A 15,858-nucleotide genomic window follows, 5' to 3' on the forward strand; every position below is an offset into this window, starting at 1 on the left:
GAGGTGCCTGCCATGACCGTGATTTACCAGACCACCATTACCCGCATCGGCCAAAGCGCCGCCGACGCGCTGAGCGACCAGATGCTGATCACCTTTCGCGAAGGGGCGCCTGCTGATATCGAAGAGTTTTGCTTCATCCACTGCCACGGCGAGCTGAACGGTGAGCTGAAGGCCGGGAGCCAGCTGGAGCTGGGCGAGGCGCGCTATGCCGTGACCGCCGTCGGCGACGTCGCTGAACAAAACCTGCGCGAGCTGGGCCACATCACCCTGCGTTTCGACGGCCAGCCGCAGGCGGAGTATCCCGGCACGGTTCACGTAACGGGCCCGGTTCCGCAGGCTGTCACCCCAGGCTGCACGTTAAAATTTGTTGCGTAATTAAGGAGATAGACATGAGTCAGGTTGCCGTTGTCATTGGTGGGGGACAAACCTTAGGCGAGTTCCTCTGCCGTGGGCTTGCCGCAGAGGGTTACCGCGTGGCGGTAGTGGACATCCAGAGTGAAAAAGCCGCCCGCGTGGCGGACACCATCAATACCGAGTTTGGTGAAGGAATGGCGTACGGGTTTGGCGCCGACGCCACCAGCGAGCAGAGCGTGATGGCGCTGGCCCGCGGCGTGGACGAGATTTTTGGCCGTACCGACCTGCTGGTCTACAGCGCGGGAATTGCGAAAGCGGCCTTTATCAGCGATTTCGAGCTGGGGGATTTTGACCGCTCGCTGCAGGTCAATCTGGTGGGCTATTTCCTCTGTGCCCGCGAGTTTTCCCGTCTGATGATCCGCGACGGCATTCAGGGGCGCATCATTCAGATCAACTCTAAATCGGGGAAAGTGGGCAGCAAGCATAACTCCGGCTACAGCGCGGCGAAGTTTGGCGGCGTGGGGCTGACGCAGTCTCTGGCGCTGGATCTGGCCGAATACGGCATTACCGTTCACTCGCTGATGCTCGGCAACCTGCTGAAATCGCCGATGTTCCAGTCCCTGCTGCCGCAGTACGCCACCAAGCTCGGCATCAAAGCGGAAGAAGTGGAGCAGTACTACATCGATAAAGTGCCGCTCAAGCGCGGGTGCGATTACCAGGACGTGCTGAACATGCTGCTGTTTTACGCCAGCCCGAAAGCCTCGTACTGCACCGGGCAGTCGATTAACGTCACCGGCGGGCAGGTGATGTTCTGAGTTCATTCCCCGGTGGCGCTGCGCTTACCGGGGCTACCATCCCCCCAGGCCGGGTAAGGCGCAGCCGCCACCCGGCCATTAAAGGAGCAGATATGGTTACCGCACTCATCACCGTCGCCGCCCTCGCCTGGCTCTGCCAGATGGCGTTCGGCGGCTGGCAAATCCACCAGTTTAACCGCGCGTTTGACGCCCTGTGCCAGAAAGGCCGCGTGGGCGTCGGGCGTTCCGGCGGACGCTTTAAACCACGCGTCGTCGTGGCTATTGCGCTGGATGAAAACAATAACGTCTGCGATTCCCTCATCATGCGCGGCATGACCGTCTTTGCCCGTCCGGTGAAAATCCAGGCAATCAACGGCATTTCGCTGCAGGAATTACAGCCTGATGTGATCTTTCCCCATGATCCACTCTGTCAGAATGCACTATCATTAGCGCTTAATCTGAAACATGGATAATTTCGTTGTGAAAGATATAGACTTGCGAAATTATCATTTCGCAACCTAAGGAACGAAGCGCCTATGAAACCTCGTCAGCGCCAGGCGGCCATTCTTGAGCATCTGCAAAAGCAGGGAAAATGCTCGGTAGAGGATCTGGCCCACTACTTTGACACCACCGGCACAACGATACGCAAGGACCTCGTATTGCTCGAAAACTCTGGCGCCGTCATTCGAACCTACGGCGGCGTGGTGCTCAATAAAGACGAAGCGGACCCGCCTATCGACCACAAAACGCTGATCAATACCCACCAGAAAGCGCTGATTGCCGAAGCCGCCGTAAAATTTATCCACGATGGCGACTCCATCATTCTGGATGCCGGCAGTACCGTCCTGCAGATGATCCCGCTGCTCAGCCGCTTTAACAACATCACGGTGATGACCAACAGCCTGCACATCGTCAACGCCCTGTCGGAGTTCGACAGCGAGCAGACCATCCTGATGCCCGGCGGCACCTTCCGCAAAAAATCGGCGTCGTTTCACGGACAGTTGGCGGAGAACGCCTTCGATCACTTCAGCTTTGATAAACTGTTTATGGGCACCGACGGCATCGATCTGAACGCGGGCGTCACGACGTTCAACGAAGTGTTCAGCGTCAGTAAAGCCATGTGCAATGCCGCGCGGGAGGTGATTTTGATGGCAGACTCGTCGAAGTTTGGCCGCAAAAGCCCCAACATTGTCTGTAGCCTGGAAAGTGTTGATAAGCTGATTACCGACGCGGGTATCGATCCGGCGTTCAAAAAAGCGCTGGAAGAGAAAGGCATCGACGTGATCGTAACCGGAGAGAGAGATGAGTGATTTTCTGTTAGAAACGGGCCGCCAGACGCTGATGCTGGAGCTGCAGGAAGCCAGCCGCCTGCCGGAACGTCTGGGCGAGGATTTTGTCCGCGCCGCCAACACCATTATCCACTGCGAAGGCAAAGTGATCGTGGCGGGCATCGGTAAATCCGGCCACATCGGCAAAAAGATTGCCGCGACGCTGGCCAGCACCGGCACCCCAGCCTTCTTCGTGCATCCTGCAGAGGCGCTGCACGGCGATCTGGGGATGATTGAGAGCCGCGACGTGATGCTGTTTATCTCCTACTCCGGTTCGGCAAAAGAGCTGGATCTCATCATTCCACGTCTGCAGGAAAAATCGGTTGCCCTGCTGGCGATGACCGGGAAATCCCGCTCGCCGCTGGCGCTGGCCGCCAAAGCGACGCTGGATATTTCCGTTGAGCGTGAAGCCTGTCCGATGCACCTCGCCCCGACCTCCAGCACCGTGAATACCCTGATGATGGGCGACGCGCTGGCGATGGCGGTGATGCAGGCGCGTGGGTTTAACGAAGAAGATTTCGCCCGCTCGCATCCGGCGGGGGCGCTCGGGGCACGCCTGCTCAACAAGGTTCACCACCTGATGCGCACTGACGATGCGATTCCGCAGGTCAAACTCAATACCAGCGTCATGGACGCGATGCTGGAGCTCAGCCGCACCGGTCTGGGGCTGGTGGCGGTGTGCGATGACGACGGGTACGTCAAAGGCGTGTTCACCGACGGCGACCTGCGCCGCTGGCTGGTGGGCGGCGGCAAGCTGGAAACCAAAGTGTCGGACGCCATGACCCAGGGCGGGCTGACGCTGAACGCCGAGAGCCGCGCCATTGAAGCCAAAGAGGTGCTGATGAAGCGCAAAATCACCGCCGCACCGGTGGTGGATGACTCCGGCAGGCTGTGCGGCGCCATCAACCTGCAGGATTTCTATCAGGCCGGGATTATCTAACCCTTCAGCCCGAGACGCTTCGCCAGCCGGTGCAAGTTGGCGACGTCCATCTCCAGCGCCCGGGCGCACGCCGCCCAGTTGCGGTTGTTCTGATCCAGCGCGCGGATAATCATCTGACGCTGAAACGCCTCTGTCGCGTCACGCAGGTTTTCGCTCGTTATCTCCGGAGCTGCATGGGCAATCGTGGGTGCGGTTTCATCATGCTGCGCAAAATGCCGGGCATGTATGACCACTTCATCACCCGAACGCGTCGCTCGCGCCAGCACCACCGCACGGTGAATCGCGTGTTCCAGCTCGCGCACGTTGCCCGGCCAGCCGTAGCTCAGCAGATGCGCCCTCGCCCCCGGACTCAGCACCACGCGGGAAAGCCCCATCCTGAGACGGCACTGTTCGCAGAAATAGCCCGCCAGCAGCACCACGTCGTCCCCGCGCTCGCGCAGCGGCGGCACGGTAAGCGGGAACACGCTCAGGCGGTGGAACAGGTCGGCGCGGAACTGCCCGGCCAGCACCGCCTCACGCAGGTCGCGGTTGGTCGCCGCCAGCACGCGCACATCCACTCTTAAGCTGCGGTCATCGCCCACACGCTGGATATCGCCGTACTGTAATACGCGCAGAAGTTTGGCCTGAAGCGACAGAGAGAGCTCGCCTATTTCATCCAGAAACAGCGTACCGTTATCGGCCATTTCGAACTTGCCGCTGCGGTTGCTGATGGCGCCGGTAAACGCCCCTTTGACGTGACCAAACAATTCGCTTTCCGCCACGCTTTCCGGCAGCGCGGCGCAGTTGAGGTACACCAGCGGATTGACCGCGCGCGGCGACGCTTCATGAATCGACTTCGCCACCAGCTCCTTGCCGGTGCCGGTCTCCCCGAAGATCAGCACGTTCAAATCGGACGCGGCAACAATCTCAATCTCTTTTTTGAGCTGCACCATGCCCGGAGAGAGGCCAATCATCTCCGTGTGCGTGACCTGCTCAAACGCCGCCGGGCTGCCGGGAAGGATATTCTGGCTCTCCAGCTGTTCAATCAGCAGCGCGTTGTTAAGCGCCCCGGCGGCCAGCGCCGCAATGAGGCGCAACTCTTCATCACTGAAAGTATCGAACTGGTCCGGCGACATGCCGTCGAGGGTCAGCGCCCCAATCAGATTTTGCCCGGCAAACAGCGGCAGGCCAATACAGGCGTGCACCTTCAGGCTCTCCTGTCCGGGAATCAGCCCGTCATACGGGTCGGGCAGATCGCTGTCCGCCGGGAAACGCACCACGTCACCCGCGCGGGCAATGGTCTCCAGACGTGGATGGCCTTCAAGGGTAAAGCGCCGCCCGAGCACGTCCTTCGCCAGGCCGTCGATCGCCAGGGGAATAAACTGCCGCCCTTCGTAGCGCAGCAGCGCCGAAGCGTCGCACGCCAGCACGTGGCGCAGCGTGGAGATCAGCCGCTGAAAGCGGTCCTGATGGCCGATACCGGTTTGCAGCTCAATGGCGATCTTCGCCAGCACGTCTACGGAAAAGCTCATTTCTGCCTCGCTGTCATTTTGACAATGCATATTGTCATAGTGACACTGCTTTTGATAGTCAAAATGACTAACCATTACGGATCATTAAAATATAAATATATAAAAATCAATAAATTAAAAGTTGGCACGCAGCTTGATATAAGCAAAGCATCCTATTTTGAAAAACGCGATATTACGCTGAGGTTTGCTATGTCTATTCTGGTTAAAAATAACATTCATTGGGTGGGTCAACGTGACTGGGAAGTGCGCGATTTCCACGGGACGGAATATAAAACGCTGCGCGGCAGCAGCTACAACAGCTATCTCATCCGCGAAGGAAAAAACGTGCTGATCGATACCGTCGATCACAAGTTCAGCCGCGAGTTCGTGCAGAACCTGCGCGGTGAAATCGACCTGAACGCCATCGACTACATCATCATCAACCATGCGGAGGAGGATCATGCCGGTGCCCTGACCGAGCTGATGTCGTATATTCCGGACACTCCGATCTACTGCACCACCAACGCCATCGACTCGATCAACGGTCACCACCACCATCCGGAGTGGAACTTCCATACCGTGAAAACGGGCGACGCGCTGGATATCGGCAACGGCAAACAGCTGATCTTCGTGGAAACGCCCATGCTGCACTGGCCGGACAGCATGATGACCTACATGACCGGCGACGCGGTGCTGTTCAGCAACGACGCCTTCGGCCAGCACTACTGCGACGAACGCCTGTTTAATGACGAAGTGGATCAGACCGAGCTTTTCGAGCAGTGCCAGCGTTACTACGCCAACATCCTGACCCCGTTCAGCCGCCTGGTGACGCCAAAAATCACCGAGATCCTCGGCTTTAACCTGCCGGTGGAGATGATTGCCACCTCTCACGGTGTGGTGTGGCGTGAAAACCCCACCCAGATCGTCGAGCTGTACCTGAAATGGGCGGCGGATTATCAGGAAGATCGCATCACGATCTTCTACGACACCATGTCCAACAACACCCGCATGATGGCGGACGCCATTGCCCAGGGCATCAACGAAGTGGACCCGAACGTGGCGGTGAAAATCTTCAACGTGGCGCGCAGCGATAAAAACGAGATCCTCACCAACGTCTTCCGCTCAAAAGGGGTGCTGGTGGGTACGTCCACCATGAACAACGTGATGATGCCGAAGATTGCCGGTCTGGTCGAAGAGATGACCGGCCTGCGTTTTCGCAACAAGCGCGCCAGCGCCTTTGGCTCCCACGGCTGGAGCGGCGGCGCGGTAGACCGTCTCTCTACCCGTTTACAGGATGCAGGGTTTGAGATGTCGATGAGCCTGAAAGCGAAATGGCGGCCGGATATCGACGCCCTGGAAATCTGCCGCCAGCACGGCCGCGACATCGCCCGTCAGTGGGCGCTCGCACCGCTGCTGGAAACCACCCCCGCTGCGGCGGTTGCGCCGGAAGCCGAAGCAAAAGCTGCCGCTGCCGACCTCGGTCCTTGCATGCAGTGCAGCGTATGCCAGTGGATTTACGACCCGGAACGGGGCGAGCCGCTGCAGGATGTCGCCCCGGGCACGCCGTGGAGTGAGGTGCCGGACACCTTCCTCTGCCCGGAATGTTCCCTCGGGAAAGACGTCTTTGATGAACTGGCAACGGAGGCAAAATGAGCCATGGTATCGTCATTATCGGCTCGGGTTTTGCCGCCCGCCAGCTGGTAAAAAATATCCGCAAACAGGACGCTAACGTGCCGTTGACGCTGATCGCCGCCGACAGCATGGACGAGTACAACAAGCCTGATTTAAGCCACGTCATGAGCCAGAACCAGCGCGCCGACGATCTCACCCGCCAGACGGCGGGGGCGTTCGCAGAACAGTTTAACCTGCGTCTGTTTCCGTACACCTGGGTCACCGATATCGACGCCGACGCCCGTCTGGTGAAAGCGAAAGATAAAACCTGGCAGTACGACAAGCTGGTGCTGGCCACGGGTGCCTCTGCGTTTGTGCCGCCGGTTGAGGGCCGCGAGCTGATGGTCACGCTCAACAGCCAGCAGGCGTATCAGGCCAGCGAAACGGAGCTTCGCGACGCCACGCGGGTGATGATTGTCGGCGGCGGGCTGATCGGCACCGAACTGGCGATGGATTTCTGCCGTGCGGGTAAATCCGTCACCCTGGTCGACCACGCGGCGAGCATTCTGTCAGCGCTGATGCCCGCTGAAGTGAGCAGCCGCTTACAGCATCGTTTGACCGATATGGGCGTCCATCTGCTGCTGAAATCGCAGCTGCAGAGCCTGAGCAAAACCGGCAGCGGCATACGTGTAACGCTCGACCGCAGCCGCAGCGTGGAAGTGGATGTGGTGATTGCGGCGACAGGGTTGCGCCCGGAAACGGCGCTGGCGCATCGCGCAGGCGCCGAAATCAACCGCGGCGTGAAGGTTAACAGCTACCTGCAAACCACCCAGCCGGACATTTATGCCCTGGGCGACTGCGCGGAAATTAACGGCCAGGTGCTGCCCTTTTTACAGCCGATTCAATTAAGCGCGCTGTCTCTGGCGAAAAACCTGCTCGGCGGCAGTACGCCGGTGAAATTACCCGCCATGCTGGTCAAAGTGAAAACGCCGGAATTACCACTGCATCTCGCAGGCGAAACGCAGCGTCAGGATCTGGACTGGCAGATTGCCCTTTCGCCGCAGGGCATGGTGGCGCGCGGTACGGATAATGACGGTCAGATGCGCGCCTTTGTCGTCAGTGAAGACAGGATGAAAGAGGCCTTCGCCCTGCTGAAATCGCTCCCTGCTTAACCCTCGTAATGCCGGGTGGCGCTCCGCTTACCCGGCCTACATGCAGACCCGTGCAAGTGTAGCGCCGCCGGGCTGGGTCGTTCAGGAACGTACCACCAGCGCGTCGTAGCCGCGCCAGCGGTAATTCGCCATGGAAATCAGCCAGCAGGCGACAAACAGACCCACCACGACAAACCCGGCGTTGCCCAGATTGTCGTTCACCGTGCCAATCAGATCCCAGAGGCCGCCGCTGAGGGCAAATTTATCCATCAGCAGACCCAACGCTTCCAGCCCGCCGATAAACAGCGCCACCACCACGGAGGTGCCGGTGATGGTCATGTTGTAGTAGAGCTTACGCTGCGGCTTGTTAAACGCCCAGCCGTAGGCGCCGACCATCAGCAGGTTATCGAGGGTATCCACCAGCGCCATGCCGCTGGCGAAGAGTGCCGGGAAGATCATGATTGACCACACCGACATCCCGCTGGACGCGCTGGCGGCAGAGATCCCCAGCACGCCGATTTCGGTGGCCGTATCAAAGCCGAGACCAAACAGGAAGCCAACCAGGTACATCTGCCAGCTTTTATTGACGAGGCGGAAGGTCTTGCCAAACAGCCAGTTCATTACCCCGCCCTGAGCAGGTAGCGTGATGTCGTCCTGCACGGGCCTGCCGTGTTTCAGCGCCTGAAAACTGCGCCAGACGCCGCGCAGGATCACCATATTCACCAGCGCCATCGCCAGCAGGAAGGTCGCGGAAACGGCGGTACCAATCAGGCTGCCGGTTTCGTGGAACCACGCCATGTTCTTCTGAAACGCCGTGGCGGTAGCGGCGATGGCAATGGAAGCCAGCACCACGATGGTGGAGTGGCCCAGCGAGAACCACGCCCCCACGCCGGACGGGCGTTTGCCCTGCTGCATCATCTTACGCGTCACGGTATCTATGGCTGCGATGTGGTCAGCGTCCACCGCATGACGCAGTCCGTAGCACCACGCCAGCAGGCTTGCCGCCATCAGCGCCGTGCTGCCGCTAAAGGTGTGCCATGCCCATCCCCAGGCCAGCAGGTTTGCCATTACCAGAGCCAGCAGCAGAAGCGCGGCGCGAGGTTCATTGCGTAACAGTCGTAACATTTTTAGTCCTTTGTAAACATGACCGGGCAGCGGCGACCACCGCCTGCCCGAAGGAGATCGCTCCGTCACCTGCGGGCAGGCGCGAAGGAAAAAGAAGCGTAAAGTCAGAAAGATAATGACGCAGACGCGCGCGCAGCAGACGGTTGTGTAATACCCCGCCGCTGAGACAGATTGTCGAAAGCGACAGGCGCCGGGCATGAAACGCGGCGAGCTCCGCCAACCCTTTTGCCAGCGCATCATGAAACGCCCAGGCGCGCGCGCAGGGTTCCGCCTGCCAGCTCAGCCACTGCTGCCAGAAAAGCGCGAGGTTATCCACTTCCAGCGTCACCGGATGGTCGACACCCGTGCACTGCGATGCCAGGGCTTCCAGCCGACAGGCCGCTTCCCCTTCGTAACGCTGCGTGTCGATGCCGAGCGCACAGGCAACCGCGTCAAACAGGCGACCACAGGAAGAAGCTCGCGGCGCGTTGATGCCACGCTGGATCGCCGTCGCCAGCAACGGCCAGTTCTGGCGCTGAACCGCATGGGTTTCCGGGTACTGCTGCCAGTCGGGTACAAACGCCAGACAGTGGGCGAGCAGATTACGCCACGGCTGCATGGCCGCCAGATCGCCGCCCGGCAGCGCAACAGCAGGCAGACCACCCAAATGCGCATAGTCGAGATAGCTGACCCGCAGGCACTCTCCGCCCCACAGCGCGCCGTTTTCCCCCATGCCGATCCCGTCCAGCGTCAGGGCGATAACGTCTCCGCCATCGCGCGGCCAGCCGTTTTCGGCCAGGCACGCCGCGGCGTGGGCGTGATGGTGGTGTACCTCTTCAAGGGGCAACGCCTGCGCCTGCGCCCACTGACGAGCGCGATATCCCGGATGGGCATCGCACACCACACGCTCCGGCTGGAAGGCGTAAATGTCCTGCATCACCGACAGCGCGGAACGCCACTGCGCTTCCACCCCCTCGTCACCGAGATCGCCAAAATGCTGGCTCAGCACCGCCTGATTCCAACGCACCAGGCAGAAGGTGTTTTTCATCTCCGCCCCGGTGCACAGCATGGCGGGGATATTGTCGAACCCGGCAGGCAGCGTGATGGCATCGGGCACAAAACCGCGCGCGCGGCGCAGCATCGCACCGTCCCGATCCATCACCGAATCGTCCATCCGCTGCAGAATATCGCGGTTATGCAGCAGGAAACCGTCCGCGATGCCGCTGAGCTCATCCAGCGCCAGCCGGTTGGTGATGGCAGGCGGTCTGCCACTGAGGTTGCCGGAGGTCATCACCAGCGGGCACTGGCAGTCCATCATCAGAAGGTGCTGCAGCGGGTTCGCAGGAAGCATGATGCCGACGGAATCCAGACCGGGTGCGATACCTTCCGGGAACGCGGGCAGCCAGGCTTTTGGCATGAGCACAATGGGTGCGGCGGGTGAGCGTAGCAGCGTCTGAACCGTCTCCGGCAGGTCATCCGCATGCGGGATCATCACCGCCAGCGGCTTCGCGGGCCGCTGCTTGCGTGACCGAAGCGTCGCGATCGCCTGCGGGTTACGCGCGTCACAGACGAGGTGAAAGCCCCCCAGCCCTTTGACGGCGACAATACCGCCGCTTTTCAGCATCGCCACCGCCGCGCGCAGCGCAGCCTCGCGCTCAGCGGTCATGTCGCCCGCACGCCACATAAGCGCGGGCCCGCAGTCCGGGCAGGCGACCGGCTGGGCGTGAAAACGGCGGTCGGCAGGATTGCGGTACTCTGCTTCACACGGCCCGCAGAGCGGGAACGGCGCCATTGCCGTGGCCGGGCGGTCGTAGGGCATGGCGCGGATAATGGTAAACCGCGGCCCGCAGTGGGTGCAGTTGATAAACGGATAGCGATAACGGCGTTCGCGTGTGTCGCCCATCTCAGCCAGACACGCCGGGCAGGTCGCCGCATCGGGGACAATCTGGGTGTCCATCGTCCCGGCCGCGCTGTGGCGGATGGTAAAGTCCTCCGGCACGCGCGCCCAGGTAAACGGCTGCGCTTCCACGCGGTCAATGCGTGCCAGCGGCGGGCAGTCCTGATGCAGCCTCGCGGTAAAGGCCCCCCCATTACCCGCGAGGCGCACCAGCACGCCCTCTCCGTCATTGCAGACGTCACCGGTCAACTGAAGCGCCTGCGCCAGTTGCCAGACGAAGGGACGAAACCCGACGCCCTGCACTTTGCCGCGCACCCGCAACTGAACGCCGTTGCTGCTCATACGGCTCAGAACAGCAGTGATGACGAGGTGTCGAACGCCGCGCGACGGCGCTTTTCGGCGCTCATCTGCTCAAGCTTGTCGCGATCCACGCAGACCAGCGCGTGTGTCGGGCAGGCTTCCATACAGGCCGGGCCGGCCTCACGGTGGTAGCACAGGTCACATTTGTTGGCTTCTGCTTTGTCCGCGCGCACGCTCAGCCCCATACCGCTGTTGCGCACTACCGGACGGACCACCACCTCCATCGCGCCATACGGACAGGCGACCACGCAGGTTTTGCAGCCAATGCAGCGCTCCTGCATCACGTGCACAAAGCCTTTCTCGCGTTTAATCGCCCCGTTCGGGCAGACGTTCGCGCACGGTGCGTCTTCGCACTGGCGACAGATGGCGGCGGTGGAAATATTCACGCCTTTGATGACGTGGATGCGCGGCAGGAAGGTGTCAGGGGTAAGCGACGCGCAGTCCTGCTCCGCCTGATGGGAAACCACGCACGCCACTTCACAGGTACGGCAACCAATACACTTACTGGCATCGGCCATAATAAAACGGTTCATCTGCTTCTCCAGCATTACAGTTATGCGCGGAGATATTCATAAACCGTGCCAATAATTAACTTATTGATTTTATTTGATTTTAAAAATTAAAGCGGTGCCGTCATCGTCACTTATGACGATGACGGCTGTCGACATCAGCGGTGCGGGCCGTCAATAACCGAGTCGCGCAGGACAAGCTCGCCGGAGAAGGTTTGCTGATATTTAAACTCACCGCCGTCGAGCATGAAGATCAGGCGGCTGATGGTCTCTTTGATCATCTCCGTTACCGGGATGCGGACGCTGGAGAGCGACGGCACAATGTAAGGCGCGATGGCCACATCGTCGAAACCGATCACCGACACTGCGTCCGGTGTGGCCACGCCGCTGTCGTGCAGTTGCTTCATGGCACCGATGGCCATATCGTCATTGCTCGCCACCAGCGCCGTAAAGCGCTCACCCCGAGCAAGCAGTTCGGACACCGCCGCCGCGCCGCTGGCGGGGTTCCACTTCCCCTGCGCAATCAGCCCCTCGCGCAGCGGAATACCGTGCTGCGCCAGCGCGTCCTTATAGCCGGAGAGACGCTCAACCCCGGTGGGAGAATCCAGCGAGCCGGTGATAAAGGCGATCTCACGATGCCCTTTCGCAATCAGTTGTGACACCGCGTCCTGGCTGGAGGCTTTATGATCGGACCACACGCTGTGGCTGCTGTTTTTCCGCAGACGGCGGTTGAGCACCATAATGGGCTGCTCGCACTTCTCGACGATCTCATCCATAGCTTCCACGCTCAGAAAACGCGGATAGATAATCACCGCGTCGCAGCGCATATCGAGCAGATACTGGATCGCCTCGCGCTCTTCATCGGCGCTGTGCTTGCCGTCCGCGAGGATCAGCTGCCGCCCTTTCTCCTCCGTCATGCGCGCGGCGTGAAACAGCAGCTCGCTAAAGTAGACGCCGTGATACAAGGTGTTGGTCACCACCAGGCCCAGCGTCTGGGTACGTTTGGTCGCCAGGTTGCGCGCCAGCAAATTTGGGCGATAGCCGCTCTCTTCAATGGCCTGAAACACCCGATCTTTGGTCTCCTGGCTGACATAGCCATTGCCCGACAGCACCCGGGATACCGTGGCTTTCGAAACGCCTGCCCGCTTCGCCACTTCAAGCATCGTGGTCATGTTGTTATTCCGTCTGAATCTGATGGAGCGCAGTGTACTGCACTGCAGAAAAATTGTCGCAGCGGCGACATCACGCTTTGGGTTCCTGCTGGTGATCGGCGTCACGAAATAAAAAAATGGTCAAAAAGCGATCTTGTTTCATTCATAAAAACTCATGATGATTATGTGGAACCGGTTTCCTACATTTCACACAACGATAACAGGATCACATCCGATGGCCAAAAATTACGCTGCGCTGGCGAACGACGTTATCAGCGCGCTGGGCGGCAAAGAGAACATCGTCGCCGTTACCCACTGCATGACGCGACTGCGTTTCGTTCTGAAAGATGAAACCCTCACCGACGCCGCGCGCCTGAAAAGCATCAGCGGCGTGCTCGGCGTGGTGCGCAACGACAACCAGTGCCAGGTGATTATTGGCAATACCGTCTCCCAGGCGTACCGCGAGGTGGTAAGCCTGCTGCCCGCTGACCTGCAGCCCGCGGTGCCGGAAGGCCCGCAAAAGCTGACGCTGCGCCGCATTGGCGCCGGGATCCTCGACGCGCTGATTGGCACCATGTCCCCGCTGATCCCGGCGATCATCGGCGGCTCGATGGTCAAGCTGCTGGCGATGATCCTTGAGATGACCGGCGTGCTGCCCAAAGGCGCGCCGACGCTCACCATTTTGACCGTCATCGGCGACGGCGCGTTCTTCTTCCTGCCGCTGATGGTGGCGGCCTCGGCGGCGGTGAAATTCAAAACCAACATGTCGCTGGCGATAGCCATTGCGGGCGTGCTGGTGCATCCGAGCTTTATCGAGCTGATGGCGAAAGCCGCGCAGGGCGAGCACGTTGAGTTCGCCTTTATCCCGGTGACGGCGGTGAAATACACCTACACCGTCATCCCCGCGCTGGTGATGACCTGGTGCCTGTCGTACATCGAGCGCTGGGTGGATCGCATTACCCCGGCGGTGACGAAAAACTTCCTCAAGCCGATGCTGATCGTGCTGATTGCCGCCCCGCTCGCCATCGTGCTGATTGGGCCGCTGGGCATCTGGATCGGTAGCGCGATCTCCGCGCTGGTCTACACCATTCACGGCTATCTGGGCTGGCTCTCCGTGGCCATCATGGGCGCGCTGTGGCCGCTGCTGGTCATGACCGGCATGCACCGCGTGTTTACGCCAACCATCATTCAGACCATTGCCGAAACGGGCAAGGAAGGGATGGTGATGCCGTCGGAAATTGGCGCCAACCTGTCGCTCGGCGGTTCGTCGCTGGCGGTGGCGTGGAAAACCAAAAACCCGGAGCTGCGCCAGACGGCGCTGGCAGCGGCGGCCTCCGCCATCATGGCGGGGATCTCTGAACCGGCCCTGTACGGTGTCGCAATACGTCTGAAACGCCCGCTGATTGCAAGCCTGATCAGCGGCTTTATCTGCGGCGCGGTTGCCGGTATCGCGGGTCTTGCCAGCCACTCGATGGCGGCACCGGGGCTGTTTACCAGCGTACAGTTCTTCGACCCGGCGAACCCGATGACCATCGTCTGGGTGTTTGGCGTGATGGGTCTGGCAGTGGTGCTGTCGTTTGTTCTGACCCTGATACTGGGCTTTGAGGATATTCCGGTCGAAGACGAGGCTGAAAAAGCGCGCGCCCTGCAGACCGCACCGGTACAGAACAACGCAGCAAAAGCATAAATTGAAAGCGAGGTAAGAATGTCTGTTTTTCCACAAGGATTTTTATGGGGCGGCGCGCTTGCCGCCAACCAGAGTGAAGGCGCTTACCGTGAGGGCGGCAAAGGGCTGACAACGGTCGATATGATCCCCCACGGCGCGAACCGCCTGGCGGTGAAGCTCGGTAAGGAAAAGCGTTTTTCGCTGCGTGAGGACGAATTCTACCCGAGCCACGAGGCGATTGATTTTTACCATCGCTATAAAGAGGACATCGCCCTGATGGCGGAGATGGGCTTTACGGTGTTCCGCACCTCGATCGCCTGGAGCCGCCTCTATCCGAACGGCGACGAGCCGCTGCCGAACAAAGAAGGCATTGCCTTTTACCGCGCGGTGTTCGAGGAGTGCAAAAAGTACAACATCGAGCCGCTGGTAACCCTCTGCCACTTCGACGTGCCGATGCACCTGGTGACGGAGTACGGCTCCTGGCGCAACCGCAAAATGGTGGATTTCTTTGCCCGCTACGCCCGCACCTGCTTCGAGGAGTTTAACGGGCTGGTGAAATACTGGCTGACCTTCAACGAAATCAACATCATGCTGCACAGCCCGTTCTCCGGCGCGGGGCTGGTGTTTGAGGAAGGCGAAAACGAAGACCAGGTGAAATACCAGGCCGCGCACCACGAACTGGTGGCGAGCGCGCTGGCGACCAAAATCGCTCACGAGGTGAACCCGGAAAACCAGGTCGGCTGCATGCTGGCGGGCGGAAATTTCTATCCGTACTCCTGCAAGCCGGAAGACGTGTGGATGGCGCTGGAGAAAGACCGCGAGAACCTGTTCTTTATCGATGTGCAGGCGCGCGGCAGCTATCCGGCCTATTCTGCCCGCGTGTTCCGCGAGAAAGGCGTCGTGATTGTTAAAGACCCGGGCGATGACGAACTGCTGAAAAATACCGTCGATTTTGTCTCGTTCAGCTATTACGCCTCGCGCTGCGCCTCGGCGGATATGAACGCGAACAATACCAATGCGGCGAACATCGTCAAATCTCTGCGCAACCCGCACATTCAGGTGAGCGAATGGGGCTGGGGCATCGACCCGCTCGGCCTGCGCATCACCATGAACATGATGTACGACCGCTACCAGAAGCCGCTGTTCCTGGTGGAAAACGGCCTGGGAGCGAAAGATGTCGTTGATGAAAACGGCGAGATTAACGACGACTACCGCATCAGCTATCTGCGCGAGCATATCCGCGCGATGGGCGATGCGATTGAGGATGGCGTGCCGCTGATGGGTTACACCACCTGGGGCTGCATTGACCTTGTCTCGGCCTCAACCGGTGAGATGAGCAAGCGTTACGGGTTTGTGTACGTCGACCGCGACGACGCCGGGAACGGCACGCTGGAGCGGAAACGCAAGAAATCGTTCGGATGGTATAAGAAGGTGATTGCGAGTAACGGGGGGGATCTGGCGTAGCCTGTTTTGCCGGGTGGCGGCTTCGCCTTACCCGGCCTA

General features: G+C 60.0%; 14 protein-coding genes. 9 read left to right on the top strand and 5 right to left on the bottom strand.

Annotation, left to right across the window (positions count from 1 at the left end):
* Positions 1-12: 12 nt before the first annotated feature.
* From srlB to gutQ, 5 genes are all read left to right on the top strand, one after another.
* On the top strand, positions 13-375 hold the full coding sequence (gene srlB / locus ACMGGQ_RS16100; protein ID WP_045908516.1) for a PTS glucitol/sorbitol transporter subunit IIA: 363 nt from the start codon (positions 13-15) through the stop codon (positions 373-375).
* Between the two features lie 14 nt (positions 376-389).
* Entirely contained in the window at positions 390-1,169 is a 780-nt protein-coding gene (srlD, locus tag ACMGGQ_RS16105; RefSeq protein WP_023294411.1) for a sorbitol-6-phosphate dehydrogenase, read from the top strand.
* 92 nt (positions 1,170-1,261) lie between these two features.
* Positions 1,262-1,621: a transcriptional regulator GutM gene (gutM, locus tag ACMGGQ_RS16110; protein WP_045908515.1), complete on the top strand. Its 360-nt coding sequence runs from the start codon at positions 1,262-1,264 to the stop codon at positions 1,619-1,621.
* A gap of 63 nt (positions 1,622-1,684) precedes the next feature.
* Positions 1,685-2,458, top strand: a complete 774-nt coding sequence (srlR, locus tag ACMGGQ_RS16115; protein WP_032640855.1) for a glucitol operon DNA-binding transcriptional repressor SrlR — start codon at positions 1,685-1,687, stop codon at positions 2,456-2,458.
* Positions 2,451-3,416 carry an arabinose-5-phosphate isomerase GutQ gene (gene gutQ, locus ACMGGQ_RS16120; protein WP_196352689.1) on the top strand — a complete coding sequence of 322 codons (966 nt, stop codon included), beginning with the start codon at positions 2,451-2,453 and terminating at the stop codon, positions 3,414-3,416. Before srlR ends, gutQ begins: the two co-directional genes overlap by 8 nt.
* Here the strand turns inward: gutQ and norR are convergent.
* Positions 3,413-4,927 carry a nitric oxide reductase transcriptional regulator NorR gene (gene norR, locus ACMGGQ_RS16125; RefSeq protein ID WP_420290275.1) on the bottom strand — a complete coding sequence of 505 codons (1,515 nt, stop codon included), beginning with the start codon at positions 4,925-4,927 and terminating at the stop codon, positions 3,413-3,415. The two genes, gutQ and norR, sit on opposite strands and share 4 nt — an antisense overlap.
* 189 nt (positions 4,928-5,116) lie before the next feature.
* Between norR and norV the strand changes: the two genes are divergently transcribed.
* Both norV and norW read left to right on the top strand, forming a co-directional pair.
* Positions 5,117-6,559 (top strand): anaerobic nitric oxide reductase flavorubredoxin, encoded by a 1,443-nt coding sequence (norV, locus tag ACMGGQ_RS16130; protein WP_420290276.1) that lies wholly within the window; start codon positions 5,117-5,119, stop codon positions 6,557-6,559.
* The gene (norW, locus tag ACMGGQ_RS16135) at positions 6,556-7,689 is read left to right on the top strand and encodes an NADH:flavorubredoxin reductase NorW (RefSeq protein ID WP_420290277.1); all 1,134 of its coding nucleotides are present in this window, start codon (positions 6,556-6,558) and stop codon (positions 7,687-7,689) included. The genes norV and norW overlap by 4 nt, the downstream gene beginning before the upstream one ends.
* An 81-nt stretch (positions 7,690-7,770) precedes the next feature.
* On the opposite strand, the gene ACMGGQ_RS16140 is transcribed toward norW, so the two are convergent.
* From ACMGGQ_RS16140 to ACMGGQ_RS16155, 4 genes are all read right to left on the bottom strand, one after another.
* Positions 7,771-8,793 carry a HoxN/HupN/NixA family nickel/cobalt transporter gene (locus ACMGGQ_RS16140; RefSeq protein WP_045908512.1) on the bottom strand — a complete coding sequence of 341 codons (1,023 nt, stop codon included), beginning with the start codon at positions 8,791-8,793 and terminating at the stop codon, positions 7,771-7,773.
* Entirely contained in the window at positions 8,771-11,011 is a 2,241-nt protein-coding gene (gene hypF, locus ACMGGQ_RS16145) for a carbamoyltransferase HypF (protein WP_420290278.1), read from the bottom strand. The genes ACMGGQ_RS16140 and hypF overlap by 23 nt, the downstream gene beginning before the upstream one ends.
* 5 nt (positions 11,012-11,016) lie before the next feature.
* Positions 11,017-11,562: an electron transport protein HydN gene (hydN, locus tag ACMGGQ_RS16150; protein WP_032643033.1), complete on the bottom strand. Its 546-nt coding sequence runs from the start codon at positions 11,560-11,562 to the stop codon at positions 11,017-11,019.
* Positions 11,563-11,696: 134 nt separating this feature from the next.
* Entirely contained in the window at positions 11,697-12,710 is a 1,014-nt protein-coding gene (locus tag ACMGGQ_RS16155) for a LacI family DNA-binding transcriptional regulator (RefSeq protein WP_420290279.1), read from the bottom strand.
* A 214-nt stretch (positions 12,711-12,924) separates the two neighbouring features.
* Between ACMGGQ_RS16155 and ascF the strand changes: the two genes are divergently transcribed.
* Entirely contained in the window at positions 12,925-14,376 is a 1,452-nt protein-coding gene (ascF, locus tag ACMGGQ_RS16160; RefSeq protein WP_023325961.1) for a PTS cellobiose/arbutin/salicin transporter subunit IIBC, read from the top strand.
* 18 nt (positions 14,377-14,394) lie between these two features.
* Complete coding sequence (locus ACMGGQ_RS16165; RefSeq protein WP_420290280.1) at positions 14,395-15,819, top strand: 6-phospho-beta-glucosidase; 1,425 nt, start codon at positions 14,395-14,397, stop codon at positions 15,817-15,819.
* The last annotated feature ends 39 nt before the right edge of the window (positions 15,820-15,858 follow it).

This window comes from Enterobacter sp. BNK-13, from assembly GCF_048685015.1.
GTDB lineage: Bacteria > Pseudomonadota > Gammaproteobacteria > Enterobacterales > Enterobacteriaceae > Enterobacter > Enterobacter quasiroggenkampii.